This window comes from Novosphingobium sp. BAM6 (genome assembly GCF_057784955.1).
Window position 1 is genome coordinate 15,500 of sequence record NZ_JBYNTR010000001.1, and the last position, 15,173, is coordinate 30,672.

Genomic DNA, 15,173 nt, shown 5'->3' on the forward strand with positions numbered 1-15,173 from the left:
TGATCCCGACATGACCGATACTGCGACCGCCGCTGCCGCCATCATCGACGGCAAGGCCTTTGCGCAAGGGCTGCGCGAGAAGGTGGCCGTCGCTGCCGCCGATTTCGAGGCGAAGGCCGGGCGCAAGGCGGGCCTTGCGGTGGTGCTGGTGGGGGAAGACCCGGCCAGCCAGGTCTATGTCCGCTCCAAGGGAAAGATGACTGTCGCCTGCGGGATGCACAGCTTCGAGCACAAGCTGCCTGCCGACGCCAGCGAGGCCGAACTGCTGGGCGTGGTTCAGGCGCTCAACGCCGATCCGGCGGTGGACGGCATCCTCGTCCAGCTGCCGCTGCCCGCGCACATGAACGAGCAGACGGTGATCGCGGCGATCGACCCGGACAAGGATGTCGATGGCTTCCACGTCATCAATGTCGGCCGCCTTGGCACCGGGCTGCCGGGCTTCGTGCCCTGCACGCCGCTCGGCTGCCTGATGCTGCTGAAGGACAAGCTCGGTTCGCTCTCCGGCCTCGATGCGGTGGTGATCGGTCGCTCGAACATCGTCGGCAAGCCGATGGCGCAGCTACTCACTGCCGAGAGCTGCACCGTTACGCTGGCGCATAGCCGGACCAAAGACCTGCCCGATGTCGTGCGCCGCGCCGATATCGTCGTGGCCGCCGTAGGCCGTCCCGAGATGGTCCGGGGCGAGTGGATCAAGCCCGGCGCGACCGTGATCGACGTGGGCATCAACCGCGTCGAGGGCGCCGAGGGCGAGAAGGCGCGTCTGGTCGGCGATGTCGATTTCGCCTCGGCCAGCGCGGTCGCCGGTGCGATCACCCCGGTGCCGGGTGGTGTCGGGCCGATGACCATTGCCGTGCTGCTGCGCAACGCCATTGTTGCTGCCCATCGCAACGCCGGGATCGCCTTCGACGACGCCAGCCTGTGACGGCGCGGCCGTGATCCGGTCGAGGCCTCTCGCCCTTGCGGTGGGCGCGCTCGTGCTCTCGGCGCTGCTGGTGCCGGGAGTGGCGGAGGCCCGCAAGCGGATGCGGCTTGGCGTCGGGCCGGGTACGGCCAACCCCAGCGAGCTGATCGCCACCGAGATCGCGCTCGAACGCCGGGCCGCAGATAAAGGCCTCGGCAAGGCGCTGCGCGATACGGCGGCGGACGAAGCGGTCGTGCTGGCACCCGATCCAGTGCCTGCGAAAGACTGGCTCTCGCGCCACGGGAATGGGCTCGCCCCGCAACGCTGGGATGCAAAGTCTGTCTGGATGAGCTGCGACGGCACGCTGGGTGTAACGCGCGGAACGTGGCACGATGCCTCGGGCAGCGGGACTTTCGTAAAGGTCTGGCAGCAGCGCAAGCCCGGTGACTACCGCTGGGTCGCATTCGCCGAGGGGCCTGCGGAACCGGAGACGCGGGCGGCGACCGTCAAGCCCGATGATGGGCTGGAAACGCTCAGTGCCAGCGTTGCCGAATGCATTCGCCGGGCGCCCGATGCGCCCCCTGTGCCCAGCGTTTCGCTGGAAAGCCGGGCCTCTACTGTGGGCAGTGGCGGCATGTCGCGTGACGGAACGCTCGCATGGGCCTATGCAGCGGCAGATGGCGGCGGCACGCTCGAAGTGTCGCTGCGCAAGGCCGGGGCGATGGTCCCGGTGATCGATTTCAACCTGTCCGCCGCCTCTGTCGCGGCGCTGAGACCCCCGCGCGGATACTTGCGCGCGGGTAGGGAGGCCCGCTGAGCGATGCTCGATTTGTTCATGTCCGCCTTCGCGACGCTGTTTGTGGTGATCGATCCGCCGGGCTGCGCGCCGATCTATGCGGGGCTCTCCGCCGGAGCATCGCGCGCGCAGGCGATTTCGATGGCGGCGCGCGCCTGTCTCATTGCTGCGGGGATTCTGATCGTTTTCGCGCTGTTTGGCGAGAAACTGCTCGGCTTCCTGCATATCGACCTTAATGCCTTCCGCATGGCAGGCGGCATCATGCTGTTCATCATCGCGCTGGAAATGGTGTTCGAAAAGCGCACCCAGCGTCGCGAGGAGCGCGCCGAGAAGCTGCTGACCGAGCATCCCGAGGTTGAGGACGTCTCGGTTTTCCCGATGGCGATGCCGATGCTGGCAGGTCCCGGTTCGATCGCGACGATCATGCTGCTGACCCAGCGCGCCCATGGCGCCGAGGAAACCGCGATGGTGCTCGGTGCCATGGCGCTTGTGTTGCTGATCAGTTTTGCCGGCCTCGCTGCCGCAGGGCCGCTGATGCGTATTCTGGGTGACAAGGTCGAGGCGGTCATCACGCGTCTGCTCGGTGTGCTGCTGGCTGCGCTTGCCGCGCAGTTCGTGATCGACGGGATCAAGGCCGCGCTGGTAAGCTGATCTGCCCGCGGGGGTGCATTCATCTGGCATTCATCGGCCGGGGCGGAATTTTCGTCCCGGCCGATGTCGTTTCGGGCATCCGGCGGTTTGCAAAGGATATGCCCGATGCGCCTGCCTGCTGTGCTGTTGTTCACCTGTTCCACGCTGATTGCGCTTCCTGTGCAGGCGCAGATCGTTGGGCCTTTGCCGGACGGCTCGACGGTGGATCGCACGAACCATGCGCAGACTCAGTCCGAGGCTGTCGGTTATGGAGAGGATCGTCTGCGCACCCGCGCGGTGATCGACGAAGCCCGCAATTCCGGCCATCTCAGCCATCACGAATCGAAAGCCCTGCGCAGGCAGGCACGCGATATAGACATGCTGGCGGATCGCTTCGGTGCGGACGGTTATTCGCCCAGCGAATTGAAGGAGCTGGACTTCCGCGAGCGGGCGCTGGAAGGTCTGGCGGGCGCAGCGAAATCGCGCAACGCGAAGCGTTGAAGCGGATTTGTTAGTCCCGGACTGCTGGCTGGGCGTTACTGAAGCGTCACCCCGTCCTCGTCGCCATTGCGGCGGCCGAAGAACTGCATCAGCTGCACCAGCAACTCGCAGCGTTGGGCCAGCGTATCGACTTCCAGCAGGGCCTGCTTGGCGGCGCTGTCGAACGGAGCGATCTGCGCGACGCCATTGATCAGCGAGGTATCGTCGAGGCGGACCACTTTGTCCCAGTCTACCGAATAGCCCTGCCGGTCGGCGAAGCGGCGCGCCTCCCGCTCGAAGCTGGCGCGCTCGATGGGGGAGAGGGCTTCCAGTTCGGGATCGGCGATCAGCTCCGCCTCGATCTGCCGGAACGGCGTGGTGACGTCGAGTTCGCGCAGGATCCGGAAGCGCCGTTCGCCTTCGAGGATGATGTTGAAGCGTCCGTCCTCCAGCGCTTCCACCTCCGCGATCCGGCCAAGGCACCCCACCGCATAGAGCGGGGCGCCCTCGGCATTCGCCTGAGGCTGGATCATGCCGATCCGCCGGTCACGGGCGAGGGCGTCCGTCACCATCGCGCGATAGCGCGGCTCGAAGATGTGCAGCGGCAGTTGCAGCTCGGGATAGAGCATCGCGCCGGTCAGCGGGAAGATCGAGATCCGCGTCACGGCGCGCCTGCTCCGCCCGCTCAGCCGAACAGGATCGTCGAGAGGCGACGGCGGGTAGCCGCGACCCACGGGTCTTCCAGCCCGACCACCTCGAAGATCTGGAGCAGCTTGGCGCGCGCGGCGCCTTCGCTCCAGGCGCGGTCGGCCTGCACCATCGCCAGCAGCGTATCGGCGGCGGTGTCGCGCTCCCCTGCGGCAAAGGCGGCGTTGGCGAAGGCGAGCTGCGCGTCCATGTCGGCGGGCCGCTCGGCAGCGGCGGCGCGCAGGGCGGCGAGTTCGCTGTCCTCGGGCTTGTCGGCGGCCAGTTCCAGAGCGGCGCGGGCGCGTTCGATATGGGCGTCGGCCAGCATCTCGGGCGTCAGTCCTTCGAGCAGCTGGCGGGCCTCGTCGATCCGCCCGGCAGCGACGAGTGCCCGGATGAAGCCGGCGGCGGCCTCGGCATTATCGGGCGCGACCTCAAGGATCTGCATGAACATGGCGGCGGCGCGCTCCGCATCGCCTGCGGCCAGCGTTTCTTCGCCCATCGCGAGCAGCGGGGCCAGATCGGGCGCGGGTTCCTCGCCCAGTGCGCCGGGCTGGACCGGCAGCTGCGAGAGCAGCTGGTCGAGCACCTGACGCAGCTGCGTCTCGCTGCGCGCATTGGTCAGGTCGGCCACCGGCTGGCCCTGGAACATCGCATAGACCGTCGGGATCGAGCGGACCTGGAACTGCGAGGCGATGAACTGCTCCTCGTCCACGTTCACCTTGGCAAGGATCACGCCCTTTTCGGCATATTCGGCGGCGATCTTTTCCAGCGTGGGGGTCAAGGCCTTGCACGGCCCGCACCATTCCGCCCAGAAATCGAGGATGACCAGCTTGGTCATCGACGGTTCGGCCACGTCCTTGCGGAATCGCTCGACGGCCTTCTGTTCCTCGATGTTCAGACCCATGCTGGCCACGCGTAATCTCCATTCGTCGCAAATGTGTTTTGCAGGTGGCGGCCTAGATCGCCCTTCGGAGGCGATTTGTGAAGGGGCAAACCCCGTAGCGTCCAGCCTTTTGCCGAGGCTTTGCCATCGCTGCTGAAGTTTTTGAACTTTTTCGCTTGCCGAGTCAGACGCCCCCTGTTAGTGGCCCGCCTCACCCGAGGGGACAGGCCATTTGGCCGGTTCTTTCAAACGCCAGAGCGGGCGTAGCTCAGGGGTAGAGCACAACCTTGCCAAGGTTGGGGTCGAGGGTTCGAATCCCTTCGCCCGCTCCAGTTTTCCTAGAGAAATCAGGCGTTTCGCGAAGCTGCATGGTTCGCGTTCCGGGTTTACCTGTGCAGCCTTATCGGGCTGCACCAGCGCCAGAGCGGGCGTAGCTCAGGGGTAGAGCACAACCTTGCCAAGGTTGGGGTCGAGGGTTCGAATCCCTTCGCCCGCTCCAGTCTTCCTACAGATCAGTCTCAGCGCTTCCTCGATCGCCGGGGCAGCAGCGCGTTGCGCATCGCGAAGCTCGAACTGATGCGGGTGACGCCCGGCAGGCGGGATAGCACTTCGCCGTGGATCGCCTCGTAGGCGGCGGCGCTTTCGGTGCGTACGCGCAGCCAGTAATCGACATCGCCCGCCATCAGGAAGCATTCCTTGATTTCCGGGCACTGGCGCACGGCAGCCTCGAAGCGTGACAGGAAATCCTCGCTCTGGCGCTCCAGCGTGACCTGCACCAGCACGTCGACACCGTTCACCTCATCGCCGATGCCGGTCAGCGCGGTATAGCCCGCGATCACGCCGCTGTCCTCCAGCAGGCGGATGCGGCGGTGACAGGCGGAGGGCGAGAGGCCGACTTCGGCGGCGATCTCCGAATTGGGGCGCCGGGCGTTGAGCCGCAGCAGCCGCAGGATCGCGCGGTCGGTGGAATCGAGTGGTGCGGGCATTCGTTCTCCAGACTTGCGAAGATCGTGCGAAAAATCGTGATCTGTGCAACGATCTTCGACAAACAGGCATAACATTCAAGTCGATATTCGATAGAGTGGCGGCGAAGGAGTTTTTCCCTTGGCTTCTACCCCGTCCGATATTCCGCCCGAATTTGCAGGCGCTACGCTGCGTATCGACCTCGATGCACTGGCCGCGAACTATCGCCTGATCCGCGATCGTGCCGCGCCGGCCCGCGCTGCCGCCGTCATCAAGGCACGCGGCTATGGTCTGGGTGCGGAACTGGTCGGTACGAGGCTCTATGCCGAGGGCTGCCGCGATTTCTTCGTCGCCATGCCGGGAGAGGCGGTGCCGGTGCTCGCCGCGCTGCCCGCCGCAGCCCGCGTCTTCGTGCTCAACGGCCTGCTGCCCGGCGCGGAAGGGGCTTGCGCAGCGCTGGGGGCGATCCCGGTGCTCAACTCGCTCGACCAGATCGCCCGCTGGTCCGCCTGCGCGAAGGCGCGTGCAGAAGTGCTTCCCGCCGCCGTGCAGGTGGACAGCGGCATGTCGCGTCTTGGCCTCTCGCCCGAGGAACTGGCGATCCTGACCGCAGAGCCGGAGCGCCTGGATAGCATCGACCTGCTGCTGGTCATGAGCCACCTTGCCTGCGCCGACAGCCCTGAGGCCGAGGCGAACGTCGCGCAGGCCACGCGCTTTGGCACCATGGCCGAAGCGTTTCCCGGCGTGCCCCGCGCGCTCGACAACAGCGCAGGCAGCTTCCTGCCGCGCGGGCACTTCGATCTCGTCCGCCCCGGCATCGCGCTCTACGGCGGCGCGCCTTACGAGGGCGAGAACCCGATGCGTGCGGTCGTCTCGCTGGAGGCGCGGCTGGTGCAGACCCGCAAGGTGCCCGTGGGCACCGGCGTCGGCTATGGCCTGACCCATGTGACCACGCGCGAAACCACCGTGGCGACGATCCCCGTGGGCTATGCCGATGGCTGGCCGCGCCATCTTTCCAGCGTCGGGGCGGTCTATCTCGGCGGCCATCGCGCGCCGATTCTGGGCCGCGTCTCGATGGACAGCATGACCGTGGACGTGACCGACGTGCCCGAAGCGCATGTCTATCCCGGCGCGCCGGTCGAACTGATCGGGCCGCACCAAAGCCTCGATCAGGTTGCGAGCGATGCCGGCACCATCTCCTACGAAATCCTCACCCAGCTCGGCCCCCGCTACCACCGCGAAGTGCTTCCGGTGCAGGCGCATGCCGAAGCTATCGCCCAAGCCGTTACAGGGAGCGATGCAGCATGAAGGTCATCATCCTTGGCAGCGGCGTGATCGGCGTCACCTCCGCCTGGTATCTCGCGCAGGCGGGGCACGAGGTGACGGTGATCGACCGGCAGGAAGGCCCGGCACTCGAAACCAGCTTTGCCAATGCGGGCGAGATTTCGCCGGGGTATTCCACGCCGTGGGCTGCACCGGGCATCCCGATGAAGGCGATGAAGTGGCTGACCATGCGTCACGCGCCGCTGGTGCTGCGTCCCCAGCCGGACATGGCGATGGTGCGCTGGATCGTCGCGATGCTGCGCAACTGCAACGCGCGCGACTATGCGATCAACAAGCGCCGCATGGTGCGCGTGGCCGAGTTCAGCCGCGACCGTCTGGTGGAGCTGCGCGGCGAGACCGGCATTGCCTATGACGAGCGCAGTCAGGGCACGCTGCAATTGCTGCGCGAGGCGAAGCAGATGGACGGCATCGCCAAGGATGTGGACGTGCTGCGCGCCGATGGTGTGCCCTTTGAGGTGCTCGACCGCGCGGGCTGCATCGCCGCCGAGCCGGGGCTTGCCGCCTCGCAGGCCCCCATCGCCGGTGGCCTGCGCCTGCCGCACGACGAGACCGGCGACTGCTTCAAGTTCACCAATGCGCTGGCCGAGCGCTGCGCCGCGCTCGGCGTCGAGTTTCTCAACGGCACCACGATCATACAATTGATCGAAGAGGGCGGACGCATCGCCGGGGTGGAGACGAGTGCGGGCGTGCTGCGCGCCGACAGTTACCTCGTCGCCATGGGCAGCTTCTCGCCGATGCTGGTCAGGCCGCTGGGTCTCAAGCTGCCGATCTATCCGGTGAAGGGCTATTCGCTCACCGTGCCGATCACCGACGAGGCGCGCGCGCCGGTTTCCACCCTGCTCGACGAAAGTTACAAGGTGGCGATCACCCGGCTGGGGAACCGCATCCGCATCGGCGGCATGGCCGAGCTTTCGGGCTACGAGCGCACGCTGCCGCCCGCCCGCCGCGAAACGCTGGAGATGTCTGCCGGATCGCTGTTCCCCAGCGCGGGTGACTTCTCGCAAGCCACGTTCTGGTGCGGCCTGCGCCCGATGACGCCCGACAGCGTGCCGGTGATCGGCGCCACGAAGATCGATAACCTCTTCCTCAACTGCGGCCACGGCACGCTGGGCTGGACGATGGCCTGCGGCTCGGGCCACGTCATTGCCGACATCATCAGCGGCCGCCGCGCCGCCATCGAAACCGCCGATCTCTCGATCGACCGCTACTGATTTTACAAGGACTGAACGCATGACCACGATCACCCGCATCGACGAAGGCAGCCGCATGAGCGAGGCCGTCGTCCATAACGGCACCGTCTACCTCTCCGGGCAGGTCGGCGAGGTAGGCGATTCGGTCGCCGACCAGACCCGCACCGCGCTCGTCGAGATCGAAATGCTGCTTGCCAAGGCGGGCAGCAGCAAGGCCCACATGCTCGCCGCGCAGATCTGGCTGGCCGACATGGCCGACTTCGAGGCAATGAACACCGTCTGGGATGCCTGGGTCGGCGATGTCCCCCGCCCGACCCGCGCCACCGGCGAATCCAAGCTCGCCGATCCGGGCTATCTCGTGGAAGTGATCGTCACCGCTGCCGTGGCGTGATCTTCGGTTGAGGGTGAAAAGGTAGGGTCAGAGCAGGGGGCCATCGCCCCCTGCACCCCCGGTACGTCTCCCGGCGGTGGGCTGAGGTATGGGGCTGGCTTTGCGTTTGTGGGCTATGCGGTAAGCGTTCCCTTGCGGACGGTCCGCTTTGGCCTATTCTCCAATTATGACGACGGACATGGCCAACGCAGATACGGTTGTCGAGGAGATCGACGAGGGCACGCTACGACCGCGCACTCATGAAGTGGTTCGCGCCCTTCATCGGCATATGCGTTTGGCGGAGGTCGTTCAGCAGAGGGCGTTGGAGACCTTCGACCGTGGTGAACAAAATACCAAGGGTTTGGCGCTTCAAAACGAAATGTGGGTGATGATGAGAACTTTGCCCATCGATCAGCAGAGTGGGTTGCGCCTCTCAAATTGCCTCGCGAGACCAGATGAAGAGGTAGATTGGCATCTTGCTGGATACCTTACGCTCTGGGCGCGTCAGCAGGGAATATCAGAACAGCAAATCATCGATGCATTCCATGTGGAGTGAATGACTGTTTTCCACCCTTCTTCGTCATTCCCGCGAAGGCGGGAATCCAGTGGCACCCTCGCGGTGCAGGATGCCTTTGCGCCTTCCGCCTATATTCTCGCATCGGCGCAATCTTGCCACTGGTCCCGGTCTCGACGCGTTGCGCTGACTGGATTCCTGCCTGCGGGGGAATGGCGAAGGCCAGAATGAAGGCGGTGCCGCTCCCCTCAATCCCCCGCGACGGTCATCCCGTCCACGCGCAGAGTCGGTACGTTGACGGCGCGGAACCATTCGAGGTCGTTCGCGGCGGTGAGCGCGCCGTACATTGCCACCAGATTGCCCGCGACGGTGAACTCGGCGACGGGACCGGCGATCTCGCCGCCCACGATGCGGAAGCCCGAGGCGCCGCGGCTGTAGTCGCCCGTCACGGCGTTCACGCCCTGTCCGATCAACTCGGTGACATAGACGCCATCGGCGATATCCGCGATCAGCTCGGCGGGCGAGAGTGCGCCGGGGGCCATATGGACATTGCCGGTCGAGACGCCGGGGGCACCGGCGCCGCCACGCGCGGCATGCCCGGTGGGCTCAAGGCCAAGCTGGCGGGCGGCAGCACTGTCGAGCAGCCAGCCGGTGAGGCGGCCATCGCTGACGATCTCGCCGCCCGCCGTGGGCAGACCCTCGCCATCGAACGGGCGCGAGCGCAGGCCGCGCACGACATGCGGATCGTCGAGGATCGTCAGGCCCGGCGCGAACAGCTGGTCTTCCAGACGTTCCAGCAGGAAGCTGGCGCGCCGGGTGATCGCGCTACCCGAAATGGCGCCGATCAGCGGGGCGAGCAGCGTGCCGCCGACGCGCGGGTCGAACACCACCGGCATCGCGCCGCTGCGCAGCTTTGCCGAGTTGAGGCGGGCGACGGCCCGCTCGCCTCCGCGCGTGCCGATTTCGGCAGGGGACGGCAAGTCGGCCAGGTGGTGTACCTGGCGCCAGTCGCCGTCGCGCTGCTTCGCATTGCCTTCGCCCGCAACGACAGAGGCGCTGACGCCCCGGCTGGTCGAGGCATAGGCGCCCGCAAAGCCGTGGCTGGTCGCCAGCGCGAACACGCCGCCGCCCGAAGAGGCCGAGGCGCCGTCCGAATTGGTGACGCCCGCCACCGCGCGCGCCGCGTCCTCGGCCTCTTCGGCCATGGCGCGAAGCTGCTCGGGCGAGGGCTCCTGCGTGTCGATCAGGTCCAGCTCGGGCCAGTCGCCGTGGCTTAGGCGATCGCGCGGGGCGAGCCCGGCATAGGCGTCTTCGGGCGCGGCGCGGGCCATGTCGAGTGCGCGCGCGGCCAGTTCGTCGAGCGCGGCGACCGAAAGATCGGACGAGCCGATGCTGGCCGAGCGCTTGCCCACGAACACGCGCAGGCCGATGTGCTCGCCTTCGGAGCGCTCCACGTCTTCCAGCTTGCCCAGCCGTACCGAGATGCCTTCCGACGCGCTGGCGCTGTAGACTGCATCGGCGGCATCGGCGCCGGCGCGGCGCGCGCGCTCGACAAGGTCTGCGGCCCGCTCGCGGGCGTCCTGGGTGCTCAGCATGGCGTGTCCTGTGTCCTCAATCGCTTGAGGACGGCCCTAGCCGCCCGGTGCGTCCAGCGCAAACGGGGTGGTGCTTTCAATCCTCACCATGCACGAAACCTGCCAGTTTCCATCGAGGTACGAAAATGCCCGCTTGCGGCAGCCCCCCGTGCTGCGGTAACTCGCGCGGATGGACGCCGATAACGATCTGCACGCCCAGCCCGCAGCCGAACAGGCCGCCGAACAGCAGGCCGCTGCTGCTCTGGTCGCCGAAAAGGGCGGGCTTGAGGTCATTTCCATCGCCAAGAGCTATGACAAGCGGACCGTGCTGTCCGATATTTCGCTCTCCGTGGCGAAGGGCGAGGTGCTCGGCCTGCTCGGCCCCAACGGTGCGGGCAAGACCACCTGTTTCTATTCGATCATGGGTCTGGTGCGCCCGGATTCGGGCCGTATCCTGATGGACGGCGTCGATGTGACGCGCCTGCCGATGTACCGCCGCGCGGTGCTGGGGCTGGGCTATCTGCCGCAGGAAACCTCGATCTTCCGCGGACTGACGGTAGAACAGAACATCGCCGCCGTGCTCGAACTGAACGAGCCGGATCGCAGCGTGCGCGAAGCCGAGCTGGAGCGCCTGCTCGACGAATTCGGCCTCACCCGCCTGCGCGCCAGCCCGGCGATGGCACTGTCCGGCGGTGAGCGCCGCCGCGCCGAAATCGCCCGCGCACTGGCCGCCAAGCCGTCGATCATGCTGCTCGACGAGCCGTTCGCAGGCATCGATCCGCTGTCGATCTCGGACATTCGCGAACTCGTTCGCGATCTGAAGAATCGCGGCATCGGTGTGCTGATCACCGACCATAACGTGCGCGAGACGCTGGATATCGTCGACCGTGCCTGCATCATCTATGGCGGGCAGGTGCTGTTCGCGGGCAGCCCGCAGGCGCTGGTGGCGGACGAGGCGGTGCGCAGGCTCTATCTCGGCGAGAGCTTCACGCTGTGATTCATTCGGGGGCTTTCCATCCGGCGCAGGCGTGGGGGCGCCACGTGCCGAAGGGCCTGCCCCCCGCGGTACACTGATCCGTGGCTCTCGGGGCACGCCTCGACCTGCGGCAGAGCCAGTCGCTGGTGATGACGCCACAGCTCCAGCAGGCGATTAAGCTGCTGGCGCTGTCCAACCTCGAAATCGAGGCGTTCGTCGGCGAATCGCTCGATGGTAATCCGCTGCTCGATACCGGGGCGGCGGAAGCGGCGCCACCTGTCGAATCTATCGAAAGCATGCCGGACGAGGCGCGGCGTACCGCGCTGGAGACCTCCGGCGTCGACCAACTGATCGGCGAGGGGCGCGGCGGGGATGACCGCCCGCTCGATATCGACGCGCGTGCGCTCGATACCGATCGCGACACCGGCGACGGCGCGGCGGAATCTCCGTTCAGTGGCGGCGATGCGCTGTGGGGCGCGGGGGGAGGCGGCCTTTCGGGCGAGGAGGGCCCCGGCATCGACGAGCGCCCCGGCGCCGAAGAGACGCTGACCGAACACCTCACTGCGCAAGTCGGCACGGTGGCGCTGGATATGCGCATGGCGGCGATCATGCATTACCTGATCGGCCAGCTCGATGAGGCGGGCTATCTGCCCGCGCGCGTCTCGGAACTGGCGGCGGATATTGCGCTGGACGAACGGGAAGTGGAAGCGGCGCTGGCCCTGGTGCAGACGCTTGATCCGACCGGGGTGGGCGCACGTTCGCTCAGCGAATGCATTGCCCTGCAGGCGCGCGAGGCGGATCGCTACGATCCGGCGATGGCGCGGCTGATCGACAATCTCGATCTGCTGGCGCGCGGTGAAATCCCCCGCCTCAAGCGCATGTGCGGCGTGGACGACGAGGATTTCGCGGACATGCTGGCCGAACTGCGCGGCTACGATCCCAAGCCCGGCCTGCGCTTCGGCGGTGAGCCCAGCCTGCCGGTGACGCCCGATGTGCTGGTGACGCCGGCTCCGGCGGTGAAAGCAGGAGCTGAAGCGGAATCGTCGCCGGAGCCGTCTTCCGGCTGGACCGTGGCGATCAACCCGGCGACGCTGCCGCGCCTGATCGTCAACCGGGGTTATTACGTGGAGCTGCGCGGTACGTGCGGCGACAAGGCCTCGCGCGCGTGGCTTTCGGAAAAGCTGGCCGATGCCAACTGGCTGATCAAGGCGCTCGATCAGCGCCAACGCACGATCCTGAAAGTGGCGAGCGAACTGGTGAAGCAGCAGCAGGGCTTCTTCCAGCGCGGCGTGGCGGATCTCAAGCCGCTGACCCTGCGGGCAGTGGCGGAAGCCATCGGCATGCACGAATCAACCGTCAGCCGCGTCACCTCGAACAAGTACCTGCAATGCCCGCGCGGCACGTTCGAGCTGAAGTATTTCTTCACCTCGGGCGTGGGGGCTTCGTCGGATGGCGAGGGCGGCGCTTCGGCGGAGGCGGTGAAGGCGGCGATCCGCCAGCTGATCGATGCGGAGGACCCCAAGGCGATCCTCTCGGACGATACGCTCGTCGATCTGCTCAAGGACAAGGGCTTCCAGCTCGCCCGGCGCACGGTGGCGAAATATCGCGAGGCGATCGGCCTTGGCAGTTCGGTCCAGCGGCGGCGCCAGAAGGCGATCGCGGGGAAGTAGGGCTTAGGGAATGTTTGGAAATGCCCTAATGGGCATTTCAAGGCGGCACCGGCCCGCGCCCCCACCCTGCCACCCAACGATAGTATCCTGCGGGTGGCAGGGTGGGGGCGTGGGCCGGTGCCGCAAAATTCGCATTCCGCGAATTTTCAAACGGACTCTTACACCAGCCCCAGCTTCGCCAGTTCGCTGACCATCCTTGCAGGCATCGCATCGCCTGCCACTTCGCCCGCGCCGAGGTCTGCGGGGGCGTCTTCCTCGGACAGGTAGCGCCAGCCCTGATGCGCGCGCTTGGGCTTGGTCTGCACGGCGATCAGTTCGGGCGAGAGGTGGATGTGCCAGCGGCCGTCCTCGCGCTGGGTAAAGCGGCGGATCGGTGAGCGACCGATCAGGGCATGCTCGAAGATCCAGTAGAGCGAGCCGCCGATCATCTCCTCATGTCGCTTGGGCAGATAGCGCGTGGTCATCAACGCCTCGCCCAGCGGGGCATGAGCCTCCAGCCATTCGCGAAGGTCCGCAGGGCTGGTGGCGGAGAAAGCGATCTTGGTCATGTTGAGCGGCATGACCTTCAGATAGGGAGGCCAGCCCGATCAGGCCAGCCCGATCAAGCAAGTCCCGTCAACACCGCCAGCCCGAGGAACGAGAAAAAGCCCATGCAGTCGGTCGCGGTGGTTACGAAAACTGCCGAGGATACCGCCGGATCGACGCGGAAACGGTCGAGCAGGACGGGGACAAGAATGCCCGACAAACCGGCGACCAGATTGTTGATCACCATCGCCGCGCCGATCACCGCGCCGAGCAGTGGATTACCGAAGATCAGCCAGGTGCCCGTGCCGATCAGCAGGCCCAGCGTGGTGCCGTTGGCGGTGGCGATGCGAAACTCGCGCAGGATCATGCGCACGGTGTTGGAATCGGTCAGCTGGTTGGTGGCGATAGCGCGCACTGCCACGGCCAGCGTTTGCGTCCCCGCGTTGCCACCCATGCCTGATACGATCGGCATGAGCACTGCCAGCAGCGCGAAATGCGCGATCGCACCCTGAAACCCTCCGACCACCGATGAGGCGAGCATCGCTGTGGCCAGATTGACGATCAGCCACGTCAGGCGGGCGCGTACGGTCAGCAGGATCGGCTCGTTGATGTCGCCATCGCCGGCGCCGGACAGCAGCAGGGCGTCCTCGCCCGCTTCTTCCTGAATGATGTGAACGATATCGTCGACTGTGACCTGACCGATCAGGCGACCCGCCTCGTCCACCACGGCGGCGGAGATCAGCGCGTACTTCTGGAAGCGCAGCGCGACTTCCTCCTGATCCATGCCGACCGGGATCAGCGTCTGGTCGCGGGCCATGACATCGTAGAGTGGAATGTTGCGCGGAGTGCGCAAAATCCACGAGAGCGAGCAGGTGCCGACGGGACGATGCATCGGATCGACGATGAAAACTTCCCAGAACTCGGTCGGCAGTTCGCGATGGTCGCGCAGGAAATCGATCAGCCCGCCGACGGTCATCGTTTCGTGGACGGCCACGAAATCGCGGCTCATCAGGCGCCCTGCGGATTCCTCCGGATAGGACAGCGCAGATTCGATCGCGGCGCGGTCTTCCGGCTCCATCTCGGCAAGGACGGCCTGCTGGTCCTCCTCGTCGAGATCCTCCAGCATGGCGACGGCATCGTCGGTATCGAGTTCACCGGCGATCTCGGCGACGACATCGGCGGGTAGCGCCTCGACGATGGTTTCGCGCACCCAGTCGTTCAGCTCGGCGATGACCTCGGCGCCCATGAGGTCGCTGATCGCGCGGCCCAGCGGCGCACGCTCGCTCTCGTCGACCAGCTCGAACAGGTCGGCGATGTCGGCGGGGTGTAGCGGTTCGACGAGATCGTAGACGCGGCCGAAATCGTCCTCGGCCAGAGCCTCCTTCACCGCCCGCACGAACTCGGGCTTGAGGCGGTTGTCCTTGTCCAGACTCTCGCTCTCGGCCGCCGTCTCGGGCGCGGGCGCCACGTCTTCGGTCAGGTCGGGATCGAGGTCGGTTTCGCTCATGAAAGCCGGTCTAGGGCGGTCGTTCGCAATTGCAACCGCCAGCGCTTATCCGTCACCAATTTGGCTTAATAGAGGCGTGGTCTGCCCCGATGGGCGTGACATTGGCGCTGCGCACCTTATATCGACGTTCCAGTTTTCAAAGAAGCCTCGATGCTGGGGT

At 66.3% G+C, this 15,173-nt stretch carries 16 protein-coding genes and 2 tRNA genes; 12 read left to right on the forward strand and 6 right to left on the reverse strand.

The genetic code is table 11. The features are described from left to right. Positions 1–10: 10 nt before the first annotated feature. From folD to AC3EC3_RS00115, 4 genes are all read left to right on the forward strand, one after another. The gene (gene folD / locus AC3EC3_RS00100; RefSeq protein ID WP_488487718.1) at positions 11–922 is read left to right on the forward strand and encodes a bifunctional methylenetetrahydrofolate dehydrogenase/methenyltetrahydrofolate cyclohydrolase FolD; all 912 of its coding nucleotides are present in this window, start codon (positions 11–13) and stop codon (positions 920–922) included. A 10-nt stretch (positions 923–932) separates the two neighbouring features. Further along, positions 933–1,718, forward strand: a complete 786-nt coding sequence (locus AC3EC3_RS00105; RefSeq protein WP_488487719.1) for a hypothetical protein — start codon at positions 933–935, stop codon at positions 1,716–1,718. A 3-nt stretch (positions 1,719–1,721) separates the two neighbouring features. Then, positions 1,722–2,348 (forward strand): MarC family protein, encoded by a 627-nt coding sequence (locus AC3EC3_RS00110; RefSeq protein WP_488487720.1) that lies wholly within the window; start codon positions 1,722–1,724, stop codon positions 2,346–2,348. A 105-nt stretch (positions 2,349–2,453) separates the two neighbouring features. After that, on the forward strand, positions 2,454–2,828 hold the full coding sequence (locus tag AC3EC3_RS00115) for a hypothetical protein (RefSeq protein WP_488487721.1): 375 nt from the start codon (positions 2,454–2,456) through the stop codon (positions 2,826–2,828). Between the two features lie 35 nt (positions 2,829–2,863). Here the strand turns inward: AC3EC3_RS00115 and AC3EC3_RS00120 are convergent, their stop codons facing one another. Both AC3EC3_RS00120 and AC3EC3_RS00125 read right to left on the reverse strand, forming a co-directional pair. Continuing rightward, on the reverse strand, positions 2,864–3,472 hold the full coding sequence (locus AC3EC3_RS00120) for an LON peptidase substrate-binding domain-containing protein (RefSeq protein ID WP_488487722.1): 609 nt from the start codon (positions 3,470–3,472) through the stop codon (positions 2,864–2,866). A 20-nt stretch (positions 3,473–3,492) separates the two neighbouring features. Then, the gene (locus tag AC3EC3_RS00125; RefSeq protein WP_488489159.1) at positions 3,493–4,401 is read right to left on the reverse strand and encodes a tetratricopeptide repeat protein; all 909 of its coding nucleotides are present in this window, start codon (positions 4,399–4,401) and stop codon (positions 3,493–3,495) included. Between the two features lie 236 nt (positions 4,402–4,637). Between AC3EC3_RS00125 and AC3EC3_RS00130 the strand changes: the two genes are divergently transcribed. Next, positions 4,638–4,712: transfer RNA gene (locus AC3EC3_RS00130), tRNA-Gly, on the forward strand. 92 nt (positions 4,713–4,804) lie between these two features. Next, positions 4,805–4,879, forward strand: a tRNA-Gly gene (locus tag AC3EC3_RS00135). A 19-nt stretch (positions 4,880–4,898) separates the two neighbouring features. On the opposite strand, the gene AC3EC3_RS00140 is transcribed toward AC3EC3_RS00135, so the two are convergent. Then, positions 4,899–5,366, reverse strand: a complete 468-nt coding sequence (locus AC3EC3_RS00140; RefSeq protein WP_488487723.1) for an Lrp/AsnC family transcriptional regulator — start codon at positions 5,364–5,366, stop codon at positions 4,899–4,901. Positions 5,367–5,484: 118 nt separating this feature from the next. Between AC3EC3_RS00140 and alr the strand changes: the two genes are divergently transcribed. The 4 genes from alr (at position 5,485) to AC3EC3_RS00160 (ending at position 8,803) form a co-directional block, all read left to right on the forward strand. Continuing rightward, complete coding sequence (gene alr / locus AC3EC3_RS00145) at positions 5,485–6,651, forward strand: alanine racemase (RefSeq protein WP_488487724.1); 1,167 nt, start codon at positions 5,485–5,487, stop codon at positions 6,649–6,651. Next, the gene (locus tag AC3EC3_RS00150; protein ID WP_488487725.1) at positions 6,648–7,898 is read left to right on the forward strand and encodes a D-amino acid dehydrogenase; all 1,251 of its coding nucleotides are present in this window, start codon (positions 6,648–6,650) and stop codon (positions 7,896–7,898) included. Before alr ends, AC3EC3_RS00150 begins: the two co-directional genes overlap by 4 nt. 19 nt (positions 7,899–7,917) lie before the next feature. Beyond that, positions 7,918–8,268, forward strand: coding sequence for a RidA family protein (locus tag AC3EC3_RS00155; RefSeq protein WP_488487726.1), 351 nt, complete (start codon positions 7,918–7,920; stop codon positions 8,266–8,268). A 166-nt stretch (positions 8,269–8,434) separates the two neighbouring features. Then, positions 8,435–8,803 (forward strand): hypothetical protein, encoded by a 369-nt coding sequence (locus tag AC3EC3_RS00160; RefSeq protein ID WP_488487727.1) that lies wholly within the window; start codon positions 8,435–8,437, stop codon positions 8,801–8,803. Between the two features lie 206 nt (positions 8,804–9,009). Here the strand turns inward: AC3EC3_RS00160 and AC3EC3_RS00165 are convergent, their stop codons facing one another. Next, positions 9,010–10,356 (reverse strand): TldD/PmbA family protein, encoded by a 1,347-nt coding sequence (locus AC3EC3_RS00165; protein WP_488487728.1) that lies wholly within the window; start codon positions 10,354–10,356, stop codon positions 9,010–9,012. 169 nt (positions 10,357–10,525) lie between these two features. On the opposite strand from AC3EC3_RS00165, the gene lptB reads away from it, so the two are divergent. Beyond that, complete coding sequence (lptB, locus tag AC3EC3_RS00170; protein ID WP_260926802.1) at positions 10,526–11,332, forward strand: LPS export ABC transporter ATP-binding protein; 807 nt, start codon at positions 10,526–10,528, stop codon at positions 11,330–11,332. An 80-nt stretch (positions 11,333–11,412) separates the two neighbouring features. Further along, on the forward strand, positions 11,413–12,981 hold the full coding sequence (gene rpoN, locus AC3EC3_RS00175; RefSeq protein ID WP_488487729.1) for an RNA polymerase factor sigma-54: 1,569 nt from the start codon (positions 11,413–11,415) through the stop codon (positions 12,979–12,981). A gap of 158 nt (positions 12,982–13,139) precedes the next feature. Here the strand turns inward: rpoN and AC3EC3_RS00180 are convergent, their stop codons facing one another. Together AC3EC3_RS00180 and mgtE are read right to left on the reverse strand one after the other, a co-directional pair. Then, complete coding sequence (locus AC3EC3_RS00180) at positions 13,140–13,541, reverse strand: DUF1489 family protein (protein ID WP_260926806.1); 402 nt, start codon at positions 13,539–13,541, stop codon at positions 13,140–13,142. Between the two features lie 41 nt (positions 13,542–13,582). Beyond that, on the reverse strand, positions 13,583–15,013 hold the full coding sequence (gene mgtE, locus AC3EC3_RS00185) for a magnesium transporter (protein ID WP_488487730.1): 1,431 nt from the start codon (positions 15,011–15,013) through the stop codon (positions 13,583–13,585). Positions 15,014–15,173 lie beyond the last annotated feature (160 nt).

What these genes read in the sequence shown, in the direction of transcription:
- folD (WP_488487718.1), top strand. Translation starts at nt 11, where the DNA reads ATGACCGATACTGCGACCGCCGCTGCCGCCATCATCGACGGCAAGGCC.
- AC3EC3_RS00110 (WP_488487720.1), top strand. Translation starts at nt 1,722, where the DNA reads ATGCTCGATTTGTTCATGTCCGCCTTCGCGACGCTGTTTGTGGTGATC.
- AC3EC3_RS00115 (WP_488487721.1), top strand. Translation starts at nt 2,454, where the DNA reads ATGCGCCTGCCTGCTGTGCTGTTGTTCACCTGTTCCACGCTGATTGCG.
- AC3EC3_RS00125 (WP_488489159.1), bottom strand. Translation starts at nt 4,401, where the DNA reads ATGGGTCTGAACATCGAGGAACAGAAGGCCGTCGAGCGATTCCGCAAG.
- AC3EC3_RS00140 (WP_488487723.1), bottom strand. Translation starts at nt 5,366, where the DNA reads ATGCCCGCACCACTCGATTCCACCGACCGCGCGATCCTGCGGCTGCTG.
- AC3EC3_RS00150 (WP_488487725.1), top strand. Translation starts at nt 6,648, where the DNA reads ATGAAGGTCATCATCCTTGGCAGCGGCGTGATCGGCGTCACCTCCGCC.
- AC3EC3_RS00155 (WP_488487726.1), top strand. Translation starts at nt 7,918, where the DNA reads ATGACCACGATCACCCGCATCGACGAAGGCAGCCGCATGAGCGAGGCC.
- AC3EC3_RS00160 (WP_488487727.1), top strand. Translation starts at nt 8,435, where the DNA reads ATGACGACGGACATGGCCAACGCAGATACGGTTGTCGAGGAGATCGAC.
- AC3EC3_RS00165 (WP_488487728.1), bottom strand. Translation starts at nt 10,356, where the DNA reads ATGCTGAGCACCCAGGACGCCCGCGAGCGGGCCGCAGACCTTGTCGAG.
- lptB (WP_260926802.1), top strand. Translation starts at nt 10,526, where the DNA reads ATGGACGCCGATAACGATCTGCACGCCCAGCCCGCAGCCGAACAGGCC.
- AC3EC3_RS00180 (WP_260926806.1), bottom strand. Translation starts at nt 13,541, where the DNA reads ATGCCGCTCAACATGACCAAGATCGCTTTCTCCGCCACCAGCCCTGCG.
- mgtE (WP_488487730.1), bottom strand. Translation starts at nt 15,013, where the DNA reads ATGAGCGAAACCGACCTCGATCCCGACCTGACCGAAGACGTGGCGCCC.